The organism is Deltaproteobacteria bacterium (genome assembly GCA_040223695.1).
Classification (GTDB): domain Bacteria; phylum Desulfobacterota_D; class UBA1144; order Nemesobacterales; family UBA2774; genus JAVKFU01.
The window spans coordinates 64,374-82,013 of sequence record JAVKFU010000019.1; the positions used below are offsets into that span (position 1 = coordinate 64,374).

At 48.9% G+C, this 17,640-nt stretch carries 17 protein-coding genes; 5 read left to right on the forward strand and 12 right to left on the reverse strand.

Features of this window, described 5'->3' with window-relative positions; translation table 11 throughout:
• The first annotated feature begins 96 nt into the window (after positions 1–96).
• Positions 97–981, forward strand: a complete 885-nt coding sequence (locus RIG61_12325; GenBank protein ID MEQ9619943.1) for a hypothetical protein — start codon at positions 97–99, stop codon at positions 979–981.
• Between the two features lie 90 nt (positions 982–1,071).
• Here the strand turns inward: RIG61_12325 and RIG61_12330 are convergent, their stop codons facing one another.
• Positions 1,072–1,671: a hypothetical protein gene (locus RIG61_12330; GenBank protein MEQ9619944.1), complete on the reverse strand. Its 600-nt coding sequence runs from the start codon at positions 1,669–1,671 to the stop codon at positions 1,072–1,074.
• 251 nt (positions 1,672–1,922) lie between these two features.
• On the opposite strand from RIG61_12330, the gene rpmB reads away from it, so the two are divergent.
• A complete protein-coding gene (rpmB, locus tag RIG61_12335; protein ID MEQ9619945.1) occupies positions 1,923–2,162 on the forward strand; it encodes a 50S ribosomal protein L28 in 240 nt (79 codons plus the stop codon).
• Positions 2,163–2,214: 52 nt separating this feature from the next.
• Entirely contained in the window at positions 2,215–2,640 is a 426-nt protein-coding gene (locus RIG61_12340) for a DUF1232 domain-containing protein (protein MEQ9619946.1), read from the forward strand.
• 22 nt (positions 2,641–2,662) lie between these two features.
• Here the strand turns inward: RIG61_12340 and acs are convergent, their stop codons facing one another.
• The 6 genes from acs to RIG61_12370 form a co-directional block, all read right to left on the reverse strand.
• Positions 2,663–4,630 (reverse strand): acetate--CoA ligase, encoded by a 1,968-nt coding sequence (gene acs / locus RIG61_12345; GenBank protein MEQ9619947.1) that lies wholly within the window; start codon positions 4,628–4,630, stop codon positions 2,663–2,665.
• Between the two features lie 200 nt (positions 4,631–4,830).
• Positions 4,831–6,525: a TldD/PmbA family protein gene (locus RIG61_12350; GenBank protein MEQ9619948.1), complete on the reverse strand. Its 1,695-nt coding sequence runs from the start codon at positions 6,523–6,525 to the stop codon at positions 4,831–4,833.
• Between the two features lie 162 nt (positions 6,526–6,687).
• Positions 6,688–7,422 carry a hypothetical protein gene (locus RIG61_12355; protein MEQ9619949.1) on the reverse strand — a complete coding sequence of 245 codons (735 nt, stop codon included), beginning with the start codon at positions 7,420–7,422 and terminating at the stop codon, positions 6,688–6,690.
• A 47-nt stretch (positions 7,423–7,469) separates the two neighbouring features.
• Positions 7,470–8,276 carry an undecaprenyl-diphosphate phosphatase gene (locus RIG61_12360; GenBank protein MEQ9619950.1) on the reverse strand — a complete coding sequence of 269 codons (807 nt, stop codon included), beginning with the start codon at positions 8,274–8,276 and terminating at the stop codon, positions 7,470–7,472.
• A gap of 1 nt (position 8,277) precedes the next feature.
• A complete protein-coding gene (gene uvrA, locus RIG61_12365) occupies positions 8,278–11,109 on the reverse strand; it encodes an excinuclease ABC subunit UvrA (protein ID MEQ9619951.1) in 2,832 nt (943 codons plus the stop codon).
• A 76-nt stretch (positions 11,110–11,185) separates the two neighbouring features.
• The gene (locus RIG61_12370) at positions 11,186–12,262 is read right to left on the reverse strand and encodes a M42 family metallopeptidase (GenBank protein ID MEQ9619952.1); all 1,077 of its coding nucleotides are present in this window, start codon (positions 12,260–12,262) and stop codon (positions 11,186–11,188) included.
• Positions 12,263–12,475: 213 nt separating this feature from the next.
• Between RIG61_12370 and RIG61_12375 the strand changes: the two genes are divergently transcribed.
• Complete coding sequence (locus tag RIG61_12375; GenBank protein ID MEQ9619953.1) at positions 12,476–13,444, forward strand: MBL fold metallo-hydrolase; 969 nt, start codon at positions 12,476–12,478, stop codon at positions 13,442–13,444.
• Positions 13,445–13,454: 10 nt separating this feature from the next.
• Entirely contained in the window at positions 13,455–13,874 is a 420-nt protein-coding gene (locus RIG61_12380) for a secondary thiamine-phosphate synthase enzyme YjbQ (protein ID MEQ9619954.1), read from the forward strand.
• Positions 13,875–13,916: 42 nt separating this feature from the next.
• Here RIG61_12380 and npdG read toward each other — a convergent pair whose 3' ends face one another.
• The 5 genes from npdG to proC form a co-directional block, all read right to left on the reverse strand.
• Positions 13,917–14,576: an NADPH-dependent F420 reductase gene (gene npdG / locus RIG61_12385; GenBank protein MEQ9619955.1), complete on the reverse strand. Its 660-nt coding sequence runs from the start codon at positions 14,574–14,576 to the stop codon at positions 13,917–13,919.
• A gap of 160 nt (positions 14,577–14,736) precedes the next feature.
• Positions 14,737–15,306, reverse strand: coding sequence for a hypothetical protein (locus RIG61_12390; GenBank protein ID MEQ9619956.1), 570 nt, complete (start codon positions 15,304–15,306; stop codon positions 14,737–14,739).
• Positions 15,307–15,418: 112 nt separating this feature from the next.
• Positions 15,419–16,195: an alpha/beta hydrolase gene (locus RIG61_12395; GenBank protein ID MEQ9619957.1), complete on the reverse strand. Its 777-nt coding sequence runs from the start codon at positions 16,193–16,195 to the stop codon at positions 15,419–15,421.
• A 305-nt stretch (positions 16,196–16,500) separates the two neighbouring features.
• Positions 16,501–16,809: a YggT family protein gene (locus RIG61_12400; protein MEQ9619958.1), complete on the reverse strand. Its 309-nt coding sequence runs from the start codon at positions 16,807–16,809 to the stop codon at positions 16,501–16,503.
• Positions 16,809–17,627 carry a pyrroline-5-carboxylate reductase gene (gene proC / locus RIG61_12405; protein MEQ9619959.1) on the reverse strand — a complete coding sequence of 273 codons (819 nt, stop codon included), beginning with the start codon at positions 17,625–17,627 and terminating at the stop codon, positions 16,809–16,811. The genes RIG61_12400 and proC overlap by 1 nt, the downstream gene beginning before the upstream one ends.
• Between the last annotated feature and the right edge of the window lie 13 nt (positions 17,628–17,640).

Sequence of the window (17,640 nt, forward strand, 5' to 3'; positions counted from 1 at the left end):
ACAACTTGTGAGGATCGAAAGAAATTTTCTTTGGATTGGAGCATCCAATCAATTAGAATACATATATAGTTATTAAAAGCAAAAGGGGTGGTCGATATGAAAAAAAGTCTTTTAATGTTACCAATTTTCACAGTCGTTCTAGCGGCTTCCGCACTGATTATAGGGTGTGAGCAGCGCAACGAAAGTGTAAATGAGGAAGTGGTCGAGGAAGAAACAGTAGTAGTTGAAGAAACCGAGCCAAGCCCGGAGCCGACAGCTCCCGCGCATGAGGTGAAAATCGAAACCGGGGAGAGATCGCCAGCTTTCCCGGGAGCGAAGACCAGGTTCACTTCTCTTAAGGACGGCGACGTTCTGGAAGACCCTAATGTGTCTGTCGTATTAAATGTCGAGAGCTATCAGCTCGGCGTTCAGACGGATACGGACAGAGCTAAGGAAATCGCCAATTCGGAGAAGGGCCAGCACGCACACATAATTCTGGATAACGATCCCTACATGGCCGACTATGAAGCCGGTAAGCCCTTTGAGATCGGGGTGCTCGAAGAGGGCCCTCACACTCTGGTTGTATTCCCCAGCCGCTCATATCACGAGAGCGTCAAATCGTCCGAAGCGGCTCAGATAGTCAATTTCTACGTGGGAAAAGAAGCCGGAGAGTTCATGCTGGACAATACCAAACCTACTATAATCTACAGCAGGCCCAAAGGAGAGTACAAGGGGGATGACTCGAAGAAAATCATGCTCGACTTCTATCTGAATAACGTTGAGCTTGGTGATGACGGCTACAAAGCGAAATACACGATCACAAGAAAGGATTCAGATGACCAGCTCGGGACTATCACTATGACTGAGTGGACTCCCGCATTCGTGACAGGACTTACGAGCGGAGAGTATGTGATAACCCTTCAGCTTCTGGACAAGGACGGAAATGTGGTCGAAGGCTCCTTCAATAATACTGAAAGGGTTATTACTGTGGAGACTGAATAACCGATAAATAAGCTGGTAATAAGCAATTAAAAAGGGGGATAGTCTCTTATCCCCCTTTTTCGTATTTCAAATCCAAGATCAGTTTACAAATTAGTTCACGAAAAGAACCCAGGCACCCTGATCGCCCTGAATTTTACCCTGAAGCTCAACATCGTTTCTGTCAGACATTTCTTCAAGCTTTTTGATAGCGTCTTCCGATCCGGAGAGGGCATATACCTGGCCGCTCTTGGTTCTTACGACATGAGCATGAGGCTCAAGCTCGGTGCATGGTCCTGTAGCCACTACTTGCTTGACCGTTCCGGCTTGATAATCGGGCAGCAGGCAAACAATAGTTCCGGTTACCGTAGCAGTCTGATCGTCTTTTAACGCATTTGCGGAAGCGAGAATCCAGCCTCTTGTGTTCCCGGCAAGCTCTCCGCTAACTGTCTGCTTTTCTCCGGCGCCTTTCATGCTCTTAACTTCTTCCCCTTTCCCCGCCAGGGCATACATTTTACCGTCCGCTCCCATTTGAAGCATTGTCCCCTTACATTCCTCGAACTCTGTCATCGTCTGCATGCTACCCTCCTCGTCAACCTCTACACAGACAATAGTCCCTTCCACAGCGTCCTCTGCAAAACCGGGTATTGCCGCAGCCACAACAAACGCAAACGCTGCAAATAATAACGACAATGATAAGTCTCTTTTTAACATTTTACACACCTCCCAATGTGATTTGTTTCGTGTACTATATATAAACACAAGAAATTATTGATTACAAGTACACACCATTGCTATCAAAACAGAGGCTTTATTCCATTCAATACGCCTAAAAACCACATTCCCCGGCCCATAACTGTATCAGAATATTAGTTATAAAGAATCAGGCGCATATTTTTTTCATATTTACAAAATAATACTTTATGGGATACTATTTACGAAAGAGGGAATACAGGGAGGTAGTAATGTCTCAGAAATGCATGATTACAGGAAAGAAACCGCTCGTGGGAAACCACGTTTCACATGCGAACAACAAGGTAAAACGCCGTCAGAATCCCAACCTGCAGTGGAAACGCATTTATGTGCCGGAGTATGACCGTTTTGTCAGGGTCAGGGTATCCACCCGTGCTCTGAGAACAATAAATAAAAAGGGCTTTTTGTCCTTCCTCAAAGATAACAGGCTCACCCTGAAGGATTTAACATAAAAAACTCAAAAAGTGGAATTTCAAGCGGTTATGATTATATTTTATATTGAATATGATCAGAGCGTTTAAAAGCAAATTACATCCTTTCATTTCGGAAGCGCTGGCTGCTTCCGACTCAATCCTGCAAGATAGAGAGAAGCTGAGAGAACTAATCGGGACCGCGTCTGTCAAGATGGCTTCCTGTAGCAATAAGATCAAGTCCGTAAAAAACGACCTGTCTACGCTTCTTGACTTGATAAAGGCATGGGCGCGGGGCAGCTACACACAAATGCCCTGGAGCACGCTGCTGCTGTCAACCGGAGCCGTAATCTATTTCATAAATCCCTTCGACGCGATCCCCGACATTCTACCCGCAGCCGGGCTCGTAGACGACGCGACCGTAATAGGCTTCGTTGCTGCCTCTGTAAAGGAGGACATCGAACGGTTCAAGCAGTGGCAATCGAGCGGGGACAGCCCCCCGGATCCTGCTACCGCCTGAATATGCAATACGTAGTTATCGATTAACCTTCCAAGTGTTCGTACTGTTCCTTCAAACCTTTCACGACGGCGGGGTCAGCAAGCGTGGTCGTATCACCGAGAATAGTCCCTTCGGCAATGTTTCTGAGGAGCCTTCTCATTATCTTGCCGCTTCTCGTTTTCGGCAGCTCGGCGGTGAATATGATTTCATCGGGCCTTGCTATCGCGCCGATCTTTTTGGATACGTGTTTTTTCAACTCATCTATCAGCTTTTCGCTATGTTTTACGTTTTCTCTTAATGTTACGAACGCCACGATTGCCTGTCCCTTGATTTCATGCGCCCTCCCAATTACGGCCGCTTCTACAACGTGAGGGTGAGCTACATGCGCGCTTTCGACTTCCATAGTGCTTATCCTGTGCCCGGCGACATTCATAACGTCGTCAACCCTTCCCAGAACCCATATGTATCCGTCCTTGTCCCTCTTCGCCCCGTCTCCAGTAAAATATATACCGGGGAATCTGCTCCAGTACGTATCCACATAGCGCTTCAGGTCTCTGTAAATCGTTCTCAGCATAGAAGGCCAGGGGGTTTTGATAACGAGGTATCCGGCCCCCTCCTTCACTCTCTTCCCGTTTTCGTCGACTATGTCGGCTTCAATACCGGGAAAGGGCAGGGTCGCGGAGCCCGGTTTTAATTTGGTAATCCCCGGAAGGGGGGTTATAAGGATAGACCCCGTTTCGGTCTGCCACCAGGTATCCACTATCGGACACTTTTTATTTCCGATGTTGATGTAGTACCACATCCAGGCTTCGGGATTTATCGGCTCGCCTACGGAGCCGAGAAGGCGGAGAGAGCTCAAATCATGTTTTTTGGGATACTCCTCGCCCCATCTCATAAAAGCCCTGATGGCAGTGGGTGCGGTGTAAAAAATAGTTACGCCGTACTTTTCGACAATTGCCCAGAACCTTCCGATGTCAGGATAGTCGGGCGCTCCTTCGTACATTATAGATGTAGCTCCGTTCGCCAGGGGACCGTAGATTATGTAGCTGTGACCCGTTATCCAGCCTATATCCGCTGTACACCAGTAAGTATCTTCCTCCTTCAGATCAAACACCAATTTTGTAGTCGCGTATACTCCGGTCAGGTATCCGCCGGTCGTGTGCACTATTCCCTTGGGCTTTCCGGTAGTTCCGCTTGTGTACAGCATGAAAAGCATATCTTCGCTGTCCATTTTCTCAGGCTCGCAGTAGGCGGGAGCGTCATCCATTAATTCATGCCACCAGTAATCCCTTCCTTTTTTCATCTTTATTTTGGCCCTGCTTCCAACCCTCTTTACAACAACGACTTTTCGGACGCTCTTGGTTTTCTTAAGAGCCTCGTCCGCGTTCTTCTTCAGAGGAACTACACCGCCTCTCCTGTAACCGCCGTCCGAGGCAATAAGGACTTTGGCCTTGGAATCATTGATCCTGTCACTGAGACTCTCGGCGCTGAACCCGCCGAAAACTATGCTGTGAGGGGCGCCTATCCTGGCGCATGCCAGCATCGCTATTGCAAGCTCGGGGATCATGGGAAGATATATCGTAACACGGTCGCCTTTTTTGACTCCCAGGCTCTTGAGGACGTTGGCGAATTTGTTTACCTCCCTGTATAGCTCCCGATAGGTAAGTGTGACGCTTTCCCCGGATTCGGCTTCCCAGATTATCGCAGCCTTGTTCTTTCTCCAGGTATTTAAGTGACGGTCGAGACAGTTGTAGGAAACGTTCAGCTTCCCGCCGATAAACCACTTGGCGTGAGGCGGTTTCCAGCTCAGCACTTTCCTCCATTTTTTAAACCAGTGGAGCTCCTTGGCAAAATCCTCCCAGAATTTCTCCCCCTGCCGTTTTGCCTTCCTGTATATGGAATCGTCCTTTACATTCGCCTGCTCCCTGAATTTCTTGCTCGGCAAGAAGGTGCGTCTTTCCTTTAGAAGAGCCTCTATTGTTTTTTCAGTAGTTTTTGTAGTTTTTGCCATTCGGTTCCCCCTTCGTATATATTCGGCAACAGTGAGATACTCCAATACTAACTAATATTGCAGGTGATTTGAAGATTATTTAAATGGGGAGCTCTAATATCTATCTATCAATAACCGAGAATGTAGGGAAAGGAGACTTAATCTTAAAAAGTTGTTAGAGAAACAACACATTCGACCATTATAATCAAATGTGTGGATATCTAATTACCCCTGTCAAAAACGGGCGGGGGCAGAAGCGGTGGTTTTTCCTTTTTTGAAGACTCGCGCTGAAATTCCATCTCCGAGACCACTATGCTCGGAGCTACGGTCGAGACCGGGACATAGCCTGACTCGGCTCCGCAGAACCCGTTAAACACCGCATAGTCGTCACCGGTGGCAACGATATTGTTTATCGTCACAAGAGGGGTCCCGACAATCTCTATATCCCTCACCGGCGTCTCTTCACCGGTTCTGGGGTCAACCTTGTATAAAACCAGTGGTGTCCCTCTAAAGGCCTGGAAATTATAAGAAGAGGTATTGGTCTCCCCCCCTCTCATGCTTTTAATTATGAGGCCGAAGGGCTTATTCTGACGCTTTACCTCATCTAGGAGCAGCTCCTTCAATTTCACACGGGACAGCTCCTTGCCGGATTCGATAATCGTGTTGCTCATCCTGGCCATCGGGGGCTGTCCGTATGACGCTCTTCCGTGGCCGTTGGACCTCTGAAACCCCTCGACAGGGGTCCTGGATAACAGGAAATTCCTGAGAATCCCCTCTTCCACCAGCACCACCCTCTCTCCGGGAACGCCCTGGTCGTCAAAGGGGTAATAACCCATCAAATCCACCCCCTCGTAGCTTCTGAGTGTCGGGTCGTCGATGATGGACAGAAAGGCGGGGATTATTTTCTTGCCCACCTTCTCCTTAAACGTCTGGCCTTCGTCGTCATCGATCTGTCTCTCCCCCTCGAGCCTGTGCCCGACGGCTTCGTGGAATACGACCCCCGCGGCCTCGGGTTCGAGCAGCGCCGGAACGCTTAGCGGAGGAAGCGCTTCGGCCTTTCTCATTTCCAGGGCCTCCTCGACCATCTCCTTTACCTGATTCTTTATCTCCTCGACCGGAGGTACATCGTCGGGAGTCACATAGTAAAGATTCCTGTAATTCTCCACTATTCTTCCGTCATCGGCCCTGCTTTTTACCTGAGCGTCCAGGGAGTAGAGAATTTCATCCCTTATGTACCGAGTCCCTTCCGAATTCACGAAATAAACCGTTTCTTTCTGCGCAGTTACTACAAGATCTGCATTGAGCAACTCCTTGTAGTCTTTATAAACGGAGGAGACTTCCCTTACCGCATCCTCCCATTTTTGGGGGTCGAATGACAATGTAAGCTCCGGGCCGTAATAAGCATGGCTTTTTTCCCTGGAGAAGCTTTTGATATCGTCCTTTTTTACTTCCTGCACTTTTTCCGCTTTTTTATTCAGGTACTGAGAAAGAGCCTCCTTGTAAGCATGGTCCGTAACCTGCCATAGCGCGGTTCTTATAGCATCAGGGTCGTTATCCAGCGGAACGGACGATGAGTCATGGAACGGCATTCTGCCCCCTGATCTGCCCTTGACAGAGTTATCGAATTCGTAACTCCCTACGCGCACATCCACGAAAAGCCGCCTGACCCTGCTTTTTTCCGAAGAAATAATCGCCCCGTACTTACCGCGAATATTGTAATAGGTATTGTCCTTTATCTGGTAGCTGATGAAGTAGGGGTCTTCGTAACCCTCGAGCCTGAGCTTTTGCTGCGAGCGTTCGAGCTCGTCTCTCATTGCCCGGAGAACGACCGTGTCGTCTCTTTGAGCTTCCTCCTGTCCCGGCTCAGCGACCGCGGTAAAGGAAAAAATGGGAATCAACAGGAGGAGCAGAGCCATAACCCCGGGTAATGGACTTTTGATACACATATATTAAAAAGATTAGCTATGAGATCCATATATGTAAAGGAGAGATAGACAGGCAGAGTAATTAAGACAGATAATGGCAGGTTTAGGTTTCAGCCGCCGCAATATTAAATAAAGAGATATGAGGGTGAGACTCTAATTTACCCTGGCTCCGGGTTCGTCTAAATTCTCTACAAGAACGGCAAGAAATTTGTTAAGGGACTCGACCGCTCTTCTATAATTTCTCACTCTGAATCTTAAGTAAGGGGTGAGGAGAGCGGGATGAGATAAAAAATACGGCACGGATTTCCCCCAGTCAAACCTCCCCGAGCTGCCATATATCGCTCCCATATCGGGCAGGCGCTCCCATGATTCGTCCGAGACCGTACGAACGGACATTACAGGTGTACTGCTCTGTCGGGCAGCCTCGGCGATTCCCCAGGTTTCCATATCGACTATTATTGCCCCGGTTTTCTCGTAGAGTCGCTTTTTTATTTCAGGGTCGTTCAGGAATCTGTTCTCGGTAAGAATATCGGCCTTTCTGTAATCGTGTTGCAATTCCGGATATTCGCCGTTCAATTTTATCTTCTCACCTTTTTTCAAGCTGATTACATTTTCTCCCAGAACGACGTCGCCCACAGACATTTCAGGGCTGAGTCCGCCGCCGAGTCCCGCGCTTATAATAAGCCCGGGCCTGAGCTTCTGAATCACTGAACTCGATCCCTTCCTCGCCCTCTTTATACCGATTCCCGTCGCCCCAAGAGCTATCCGTTCCCCGGAGAGGTAGCCGATTTTATAGTGCAATTCATCTACGATTTTCTCTTCCTCGGTAAGGAATACCCTGCTCAAATGCTCAAGCTCATCCCATGTGGCCGACAGTAGAGCGATCAAATTATATGGCCCCTCTTTCCCTGAAAAACAAATACAGGTCCGTTTCTCTAGTTTCTGCCCAGGTACATGAACACAATCAGGGCGGCGAGTATCAGACGGTATATCACGAACACAGTGTAGCTTTCCCTTCTAACGAACCTCAAAAGATACTTGATTGCGAAAAATGCAAACACGGCGGATGCTATGATTCCGGCAATGAACGGCGCGCTCATTACGGAAGAGTACTCCAAGTGTCTGGATTCGAAGACGCCCGCACCCGCTATGAGCGGAGCCGCCATGAGGAAGGAAAATTTGGCTGCTTCGTCCCTCTTGAAATCTCTTAACATGGCCCCCGTGATCGTTATCCCCGATCTGGAAACCCCGGGTATAATGGCAAATGCCTGAGCGACGCCGATAACGAGACAGTCCGTTATATTCATCTCAATTATTGATTTGCGCCGGGCCGAGAACCTGTCGGAAAAATAAAGCAGCAAACCGAAAAACGACAATGAGAAGGCTATATACAGGGGATGTCTCAGAAGCCCCGCCGCCTGCTCCTCGAACAGGAACCCGAACACCGCCCCGGGTACGGTAGCTATAATGATATACATTCCTATCTTTCCGCCCGGACGTCCCTCAAAGCTCCTTTCCATAACCCCTTTCAGGAACTCGCTTATAATCAGCATCCAGTCCCGCCAGAAATAAAAGATAATTGCAATCAGGCTCCCTACGTGGAGGGCGACATTAAAAGGAAGCCCCTGATCCCGCCAGGAGAAGAACCAGGGCAGGAGAACCAGGTGCGCTGTGCTGCTGATGGGGAAGAATTCCGTAATTCCCTGTATCGCGCCCAGAATTATCGACTGTATGAGGTCCAATTTAATTTATTCCCTTCTTCCGGCGTTTCCCGTTTTTAAGGACATGTTTCAAGAACGTTGCCGTATGGGATCCCCTCGTCTGCGAGATTTTTTCAGGTGTCCCGTGCTCAACGATGTATCCGCCGTTCTCGCCCCCTTCGGGTCCCATATCGATCACATAATCGGCGCATTTTATCACATCGAGATTATGCTCAATAACGATTACGGTGTTTCCCGTATCAGTGAGCTGCTGAAGCACGTGAATAAGCTTCTTTACATCGTCGAAATGAAGCCCGATGGTAGGCTCGTCGAGGATGTATAGCGTTCTCCCGGTCGAACGCCTGGAGAGCTCTTTTGAAAGCTTTATTCGCTGCGCCTCGCCCCCCGAAAGTGTTGTCGCCGGCTGGCCGAGCCTTATGTACTCGAGCCCCACCGCCTCAAGGACATCCAGTCTGGATTTGACCTGAGGGATGTTTTTAAAAAAACCGGCCGCTTCCCTTACCGTCATATCAAGTACGTCTGCGATACTCTTGCCGTTGTATTTGACCTCAAGGGTCTCCGAATTATACCTGCTTCCCCCGCATCTTTCGCACGTAACATATACATCCGGAAGAAAGTGCATCTCTATCTTCACCGTCCCGTGTCCGAGGCAGACGCTGCACCTCCCTTCCTTTACGTTGAAGCTGAATCTCCCCGGTTTGTATCCCCGCATATTGGCCTGTGGGAGCATTGCGAAAAGGTCCCTGATCGGCGTAAAAAGGCCGGTGTATGTCGCGGGATTGGACCTCGGCGTCCTTCCTATAGGGGTCTGCTCCACATTTACGACCTTATCGATCTCTCCGTCGCCGGACAGCATTTCATGCTTTCCGACCCTTTCCTTGCTCCTGTAGAGCTTCCGGCTTAGCGCGTTATACAAGGTATCGATCACGAGGGTGCTTTTCCCCGAACCCGATACACCCGTGACGCATGTAAAAACTCCGATCGGAAAGGAAACGTCAATGTCCTTCAAATTATGCTCGGAGGCCCCTTTTATTTCTATGAACCCCCTGGGCTCCCTTCTTACTTTGGGGACAGGTATCGTGAAATTTCCAGTGAGATAATTGGCGGTCAGGGATTCACCGTGTCTTATCAGCTCCTTTAAATCCCCTTCGGCTACGATCCTCCCGCCTTTTTCACCCGCTCCGGGACCTATATCCACAATAAAATCGGCGTTTCTTATCGTATCTTCGTCATGCTCGACAACGATTACCGTATTTCCGCTGTCTCTCAGGGATTTGAGCGTGGATATGAGCCTTTTATTGTCCCGGGAGTGAAGCCCGATAGTCGGCTCATCAAGTACGTAGGTAATACCCGTAAGTTTCGATCCGACCTGAGTCGCGAGTCTTATCCTCTGCGCTTCGCCGCCCGACAGAGTCGGGGCGGAACGGTCAAGGGTAAGATAACCGAGCCCCACGTCCGTCAAAAAAGTCAAACGCGAGTCGATCTCTTTTAGTATTCTCTCTCCAATCTGAAATTCCCTCGGGGTGAACTTCAAGCCCTTAAAGAATTCGAGACTCACAGCCGCTGACATCGTAGCCACATCGTGTATCGACTTGCCGTCAATAAGTATGGAAAGGGCCTCTGTTCTGAGCCTCGACCCTTTGCACACCGGACACTCTACAGTCCTCATAAACTGCGAAAGCTTCTCGCGGACGGGAGCGGATTCGGTTTCCTGATACCACTCCCTGACTATGCCTACAACTCCCTTATAGGTATCCCGGTACTTAAGCACCCTGCCCCGTCTCTCCCTGTAAAATATGATCTCCTCGTCACCCGAGCCGTTTATAATCGTTTTCCTGGCCTTGGGGGGAAGTTTGCCGAAAGGAACGGTCATGCTGATGCCGTAATACTCGGCTACGTTTTCTATAAGCCGCTTGAAGTAACTGGAGTTTCTCCATGGTATTATCGCCCCGTCTTCGATGGAAAGCTCATCGTCGATCAGGAGCTCCGGATCGCAAAACCAGATTTCTCCGATCCCGTGACACTCGGGGCATGATCCATAAGGGCTGTTGAAAGAAAAGAGCCTCGGGGATATCTCGGGATAGCTCATGCCGCACCCGGGACAGGCGAATTTGTCGCTAAGCGTGAGAACCTCCCCTTTTTCCGTCTCTACCCTGACAATCCCGCCCGAGCGCTTAAGCGCGATTTGGAGTGAATCTCCTACCCTGTCCTGAACGTTTTCAGGGCGGATGACGATAACGTCCACCAGGAGCTCTATCGTATGTTTTTTCTGCCTGCCGAGTTTTATTTCGTCATCGAGATCATGGACCCTTCCGTCTATTCTGACCCTTAGAAAACCCTCCCTCCTCAGCTCATCCAGCTCCTTTCTGTACTCGCCCTTTCTTCCCTGCACTATGGGGGAGTAAATCGTTACCTTCTCGCCCGCTCCGAGACCCGTGACGCGCTCGACCATTTTATCGAGGCTCTGCGCCGTTATCTCCAAACCGCATTTGTGACAGTAGGGCTTGCCGAGCCTGGCGTAGAGGAGTCTCATGAAATCATAGATCTCCGTTATTGTGCCCACGGTAGAGCGCGGGTTCCTCTGAAAAGTCTTCTGATCGACGGAGATCGACGGAGAAAGCCCTTCGATCGAATCCACGTCCGGCTTATCTATCTTCTCGACGAACTGCCTCGCATAGGCGGAAAGGGATTCCATGTACCTCCGCTGCCCCTCGGCAAAAAGGGTATCGAAGGCGAGGGAAGACTTCCCCGAGCCGCTTACACCGGTTATTACAACTAATTTTCTTCTGGGAAGGCTCAAGGAGACGTCTTTAAGATTGTGCTCCCTTGCTCCCGTGATTTTAATTGAATCCAAAGTGGGTTTAAGTTTACCAGTTATTTGGTCTTAGCCGATATTAAGTTTTAAAACCTATCATAGAATATATTTTCCGCTATGCAAAAGACTTGATTTTCTCTACGGTTTTTTTGTCCAGCTTTTCTATTACCGCCTTCAGCAGCTTGACCGTATTATCGAAATCAGCTCTGTGAATTATCGAGTTGTGGCTGTGAATGTGACGTGTGGGCACTCCGAGCACAACCGTGGGAACGCCCTCTTTATGGAGGTGTATTACGGAGCCGTCCGTAGCGCCGCCTTCCATCGTAGTGAACTGAAGCGGTATTTTTGATTTCCTGGCGGTATCGATCACGAGGTCCCTCAGCTTGAGGTTGGGTATCATCCGCGCGTCATAGAGAAGAAGTGAGGGGCCTCCGGCAAGCTTGGTTGAGGATTCATCGGCCTTTATGCCGGGCACGTCGCCCGCAATATCGGACTCGAGTATTATTGCTATGTCGGGGCTGACGATTTCAACGCTCGTGCTCGCACCGCGCACGCCGACTTCTTCCTGAACCGTCGCCACGCCGTAGAGGGTATTGGGCTGCCTGTTTTTAGTAATGGACTGAAGGGCGGATATGAGTACTCCGCAGCCCACGCGGTCATCGAAAGCCTTGGACATATACGTTTTGGGATTGGACAGGATCGTGAATTCGCTTACGGGGACTATGGGATCGCCGGCGCGGACACCCGCTTTTTCCACTTCTTTCTCGGATGTAGACCCGATATCTATATACATATTTTTTCTCTGCACGAGCTTGCCCCTTTCATCCTGGGACAGGAGGTGGGGAGGCTTCGCCCCTATTACTCCTACGACATCACCCTTGTTAGTCTTGATTACCACTCTCTGGCCGAGAAGCACGTGGTCCCACCATCCGCCGAGGGTGGTAAATTTTATGAACCCCTCGGACGAGATGTGTTTAACCATAAATCCGATTTCATCCATATGGCCCGCAAGCATTATCCCGGGTTCGGAAAACTTTCCCGCCCTCTTGCAGATAAGGCTCCCCATGTTGTCCTGGCTTAACTCGCCCAGTGGTTTCAGGTGGTTTCGTATCACACCGCGTATCTCGGTTTCATATCCCGGAATACCGTGCGCCTCGGTCAATTCCTTCAACAGCTTTTCGGTTTTATCCATCCGTGTCGCTCCCTTTAAAAATTACAGTCATCCAGAAGTATGGATAATCAGCGGATACCAAAGTTAGAATTATCACTGTTACGACATTTCCTTGTCAATATAAAGTGTATATTCTCGAACTCCGGTAGAATGACTTTTATAAGCCGGGCGGCGTTTCTTAACCCGCGCTTGCAAATCCCCTCTCCCGCAGTACACTAAGAATCCCGTTTGAGAATGATAGAATACGATCAAGGGATTCATCTAAAAGGCACCGACCTCTGGTTTGACTCAAGAAAGAAAACCAAATTATCTTTTATATCCAGCGCTAATGTTGACAGATTCGTCTCCCCTGAAAAAGTTATTTCCACCCCGGAGACAATTAAGCTCATAGAAAAGAGGATAAAGAAATCGGTTGTTCTGGCCTGTCCCTATCACAGACCTTTTACGCTCGGGAACCTGCAGGTGGAGCTGATCCCTTCCGGGTGCATGCCGGGCTCCTCGCAGATAGTTATCAATAACGGGAGCAAGTTGATCATTTATACGGGAGACTTGAACCTCCGGCAGTCGCTTACTTCTGTGCCGGCGCATGTCAAAAGGTGTCAGATACTAGTCCTAAAGTGCACCTATGGTGCACCGAAATATACTTTTTCGCCGTCCGAGGAGGTCATAGGCTCGTTGATCGAATTTATAGACGTGTCTCTTTCCTCGGGCTCAAGCCCAGTAATGCTGGCGGAAACTCCGGGAAAGGCCCAGGAAGTGATGAAGATACTTTCCGGGAACGGGTATAAAATGAGCGTCCACAAATCGATTTACAAAGCCGCTAAAATATACGAGCAGTCAGGTATTGAGCTTTCAAACTACGAGCCATTCAGACCAAAGAGGCTCGAAGGAAAGGTGCTGATATTTCCGCCGCTCAAAGGGGAATCCAGGAATCTGGAGAAAATTAAAAATAAAAGAGTGGCGCTGATAATTGAAGCGGCGAATGATGAAATATCCTACATGAAAAGGATATTCAACGCGGACGAGATATTTCCGCTGAGCACTCACGCAGGTTATGACGAGCTTTTGGAGTTTGTGGAATTCGTCGGGCCGGAAACCGTTTACCTCACCCACGGCTACGCAACCGGGTTTGCCCGGACTCTTCAAAAGAGAGGGTACGAGGCGATACCGCTCGAGAAACCCGTTCAATTAAAACTATTATAGGAGGGACGAATTGGCAGTCATTACGAAAAGCCTGAGTTTACAGACTCAGGGAGAAACGGACTTAATCGATATAACAGGCGCCGTCGCGGAGGGCGTAAGGGAGTCGGGTTTATCTTCGGGGACGGTAACTGTCTTTATACCGGGATCAACCGCCGGGGTTACAACAATAGAGTACGAAAGCGGCGCCATAAGGGACTATAGTGAAGCCATAGACAGGATCGCGCCCAGGGGAATTCACTATCATCATGACGAGAGGTGGGGCGACGGCAACGGCTATTCCCACGTCAGGGCCGCGCTCCAGGGGGCGTCGCTAACCGTGCCTTTCTCGTCTTCGCAATTACTTCTGGGGACATGGCAGCAGATAATACTCGTTGATTTCGACAACAGACCGAGGTCAAGGAAGATAATTCTCCAGATCATGGGCGAATAATAGAAGCTCGAGAGGCGGCTTGACAAGCCGCCTCTCGAATAATCAAACGAACTTTACGGAAAAATGCTGCGGTTTATACCTGACATTCAGGTTGACGATCAGAGGGGTCATCGCCTCTATCATTGATGACACTTCCAGAGGTCCAGCATCAAGCACCCTGAGGTTCCGCATCTCTTCTGTAAGATTCTTTACAACATCCTTGGCACCTTCATCGTCGCCGCAAATGACCACGTCATAATCCAGCTCCCTGTCTATCTCGCTCAGCTCCTTCGCAGGAAGGTTATGATAGGCCGATACAAGCCTTGCGGTCTCCGGGAGTGCCTCTTTAATCTCGAGCGCCGAGGAGCCCTGTGCCGGGGGATTAAATAAAAAGGCCTTACCTTCCCTTTTCATCGATACGACCGGAGTTACGACTATCTGATCCGAAATACTATCGCCGATCTGACTCACGGTGGAGGCCGCGTACTCCGGCGGGATGCTTATGATTATTATTTCGGATTCTTTAGCCGCGTCCGCATTCGGCATGCCATGAATTTTGGGTTCGACACCCAGGGCCTTCAATTTTTCTATGTACTCGGACGCTATGCCCTTGGCTTTCTCATCGCTCCTAGAGCCTATGAAGATCTCGTGCCCGGCCTTGGACCATCTGAGAACAAGCCCCTCGGCAATATCCCCTGTTCCGCCTAATAAAGATATTTTCATTTTTTCTTTCTCCCTTTAAAAAAGTTGCATCTATTTTAACAAAATAGAGGTTCTAGTAAAGGGAGAGAGGAGGGGCTTGGCATATTTCTCTATAAATAACCTTTATATTTGGGCAAATGTGAATGGTACGAGAGGAGACGGGCAGGATAAAACCACGGGGTTAAAACTTCCTTTTGAAATAAAGAAAGAGGGAAAAACTTTCCTCATTAAAAAAATGATCCTCTGTCGCCAGATCGCTGTCGGGAATAGCCACGAACGGCAGTAACCCGCCGTAAAATATCGTTTCCCTGGACCGGAACTCTTCAAAATCAAGCGTGCCGTCTTCTACAAATCCGACTGCCGGATTGGGCGACAAGGAATAGTTCGCCGATGATAGCCCGTATTCAGGAGATTGATCCCCGGTAGCGGCTGACTGTTGCAAGGCGGCCATTAATTTCTTTTCGGGTATACAGAGGTTCTTTCCCTCATTGTATGAAATATTATTCCAATTATCCCGGGCAGCGTCCATTTCTTCCTGTTCGAGCAGAGTTCCTCTGAGTGTGCCGCTATCTATAAAGGTGTAATTGTAGCAGGAGGTTGCCGGAACCGGGCCGAAAATATCTTCAATATTGTTGAAGTCATAATCAGCCGCTTCGGAGGTTGCAAAAAACCCGAATAAGAATATTAACGCAATAATTAAAAGTAATACCCGCACCCTAACATACCTCAATCCCTTGTTTATTCCCGTCAAAACGGGCTCCCAGGGTCTATTCACCCGCACATTATAATATAAATATACGATATTACATTTTCAATAGATGAGTTTGCCGAGTAACGGGATTCAAAAAGCCGGGCGGGTTCATCTACTTCAGCGCCGATATAAAGCTTATTAAAACCCGATTGAATTCTTCAGGACTTTCCTGCATAACGAAGTGCCCCGCTTTCTCAATAACTTTAAAACTCGACCCTTTAATGTTCTTATTTAGATACTCTCCGTATTTCACCGGGGTCAGGATGTCCTCCGAGCCTGAAACAATGAGCGCGGGAACACCGATTTCGCCTACACGGGCCGTGATATCGAATTCGTCGCAGGCGACTAAATCCCAATAACAGACATCCTGAGAGGTATTGAGCAATCCCTCGCGGAACTCCTTTTTTAGCTCCTCGGATGAATTTTCCGCAAACGCTCTCGTTGGGGAAATATCGCAAAACAGCCGATAGTTATTTTTAACGGCCTTCAAGGTTTCTTCCGCGACCCGCAGCCTCGCCCCTGTGTCAACCAGAACGCATGCCCTTACCTTCTCAGCGTGCTCCAGCGCGAAAAGCATAGCCGCACCCCCGCCCATAGAGTGGCCTACGAGTATGAGATCATCCAGGCCCAGTGTACCGGCGAATTCCTCTATGAATTCTTTGTACCCGTCCACACTCCGGTGTCCTTCACCGCCGGACTTGCCGTGCCCCGGCAGATCGGGCGCAATGAAATTAAAACCGGGCGTTTTTCCTAAAAGGTCAATCTGAAATCTCCAGGTAGCGCTCCTCTGCCCGGCGCCGTGTATCATTAAAACCGTAGCACGGCTCCTGTCTATTTCACTGTCCGATATATAGTGAATCCTGTTTCCGTTCAGAAGAATTTCAGACATGATTGAAAATCCGGAATTTATTCCGACCTGTACTTTGATATGAATGAATCATAGGCTTGCTTATCGATTCCCGTTACTTTCAGGATTTTTATTCTTGAGGATTTTCCCTTAATTATATCCACGCTCGATTTGGGTACTCCAAAATCTTCGAAGTGAATCCGATCAGCCGTTTATTAGCCTCCCCGCGGGCAGGCGGGGCGGAAATCCTTATTTTCAGCCTCCCGTCATGAAATCCGGTAATTTCATCTTTCGAGGACCCGGGTTGAATCAGGATCTCTATATGTACCGATGACTCTTCCAATATTTTATCGCAAGCCTAACTTTAGCTGAGTACCGTAATCTATAATTGACTGCACCGCCACCTGGTCGATGAAGAAAAGCGCAACCATCACTATAATCGGCGATAAATCTATTCCGCCCATTACCGGAAGAAGCCGTCTGGCGTACCTCAAGACAGGCTCGGTTGCTTTATAAAGAAATTGAACTATCGGATTATAAGGATCGGGATTTACCCATGATATTATAGCTCTGCCGACAATTATGAATAAATAGATAGTGATCATATAATGGAGTGTTTGACCTATTCCGATGATAAGGTTGGCGACAATAAACATTATTTATTCTCCTTGGATAATTCTCTCGAACGATACGCGGCGGCTTCCACAGCCGATATGACGTTCGCCCTGAACCCTCCGGATTCAAGCTCGTGTATTCCCTCGATCGTAGTGCCCCCGGGAGATGATACTTTGTCTTTGAGCTCCGCGGGGTGCGTCTTTTCCTCAATAATCATTTTTGCCGTGCCGTAAACCGTCTGAGCCGCGAGTTTGAGCGCTATATCCCGCGGGAGACCCATCTTTACTCCTCCGTCCGAAAGGGCCTCTACGAACATAGATACGAAAGCGGGCCCGCTGCCGCTGAGTCCCGTGACCGCATCCATCAGGCTTTCGTCTTCCACAATATACGCAAGGCCGACAGATTCGAAAATCTTCCTCACCTCCTCCCGCTCTTTATGATTCAGATTGGAATTGCAGTAAAGCACTGACGCGCCGGCCTGAACCAGGGCAGGGGTATTCGGCATAACGCGGACGATTTTCACCTTCTTTTTTCCAAGAGCGCCCGCGATTGTCCGAACCGGAATACCGGCAGCTATGGAAACAATAATCTTTTCGAGTGTAATTTGGGATTTTATTTCATTTACAACCTTTCCAGTCGAATTCGGCTTTACGGACAAAATTATCAGCTCAGATTTCCCGGTCAGCTCTCTATTGTCCGCGGTCGTTTTAACTCCGAAAACTGATTTAACATGATCCAGTCTTTTGGCGACAGTATCGCTAACCAGAATTTCGGTATTACCTACAACGCCCGATGAAATAAGCCCTTTTAAAAGGGCCTCGGCCATGTTCCCCGCGCCTATGAATCCTATTTTCGCCATATCTATTCCCTAC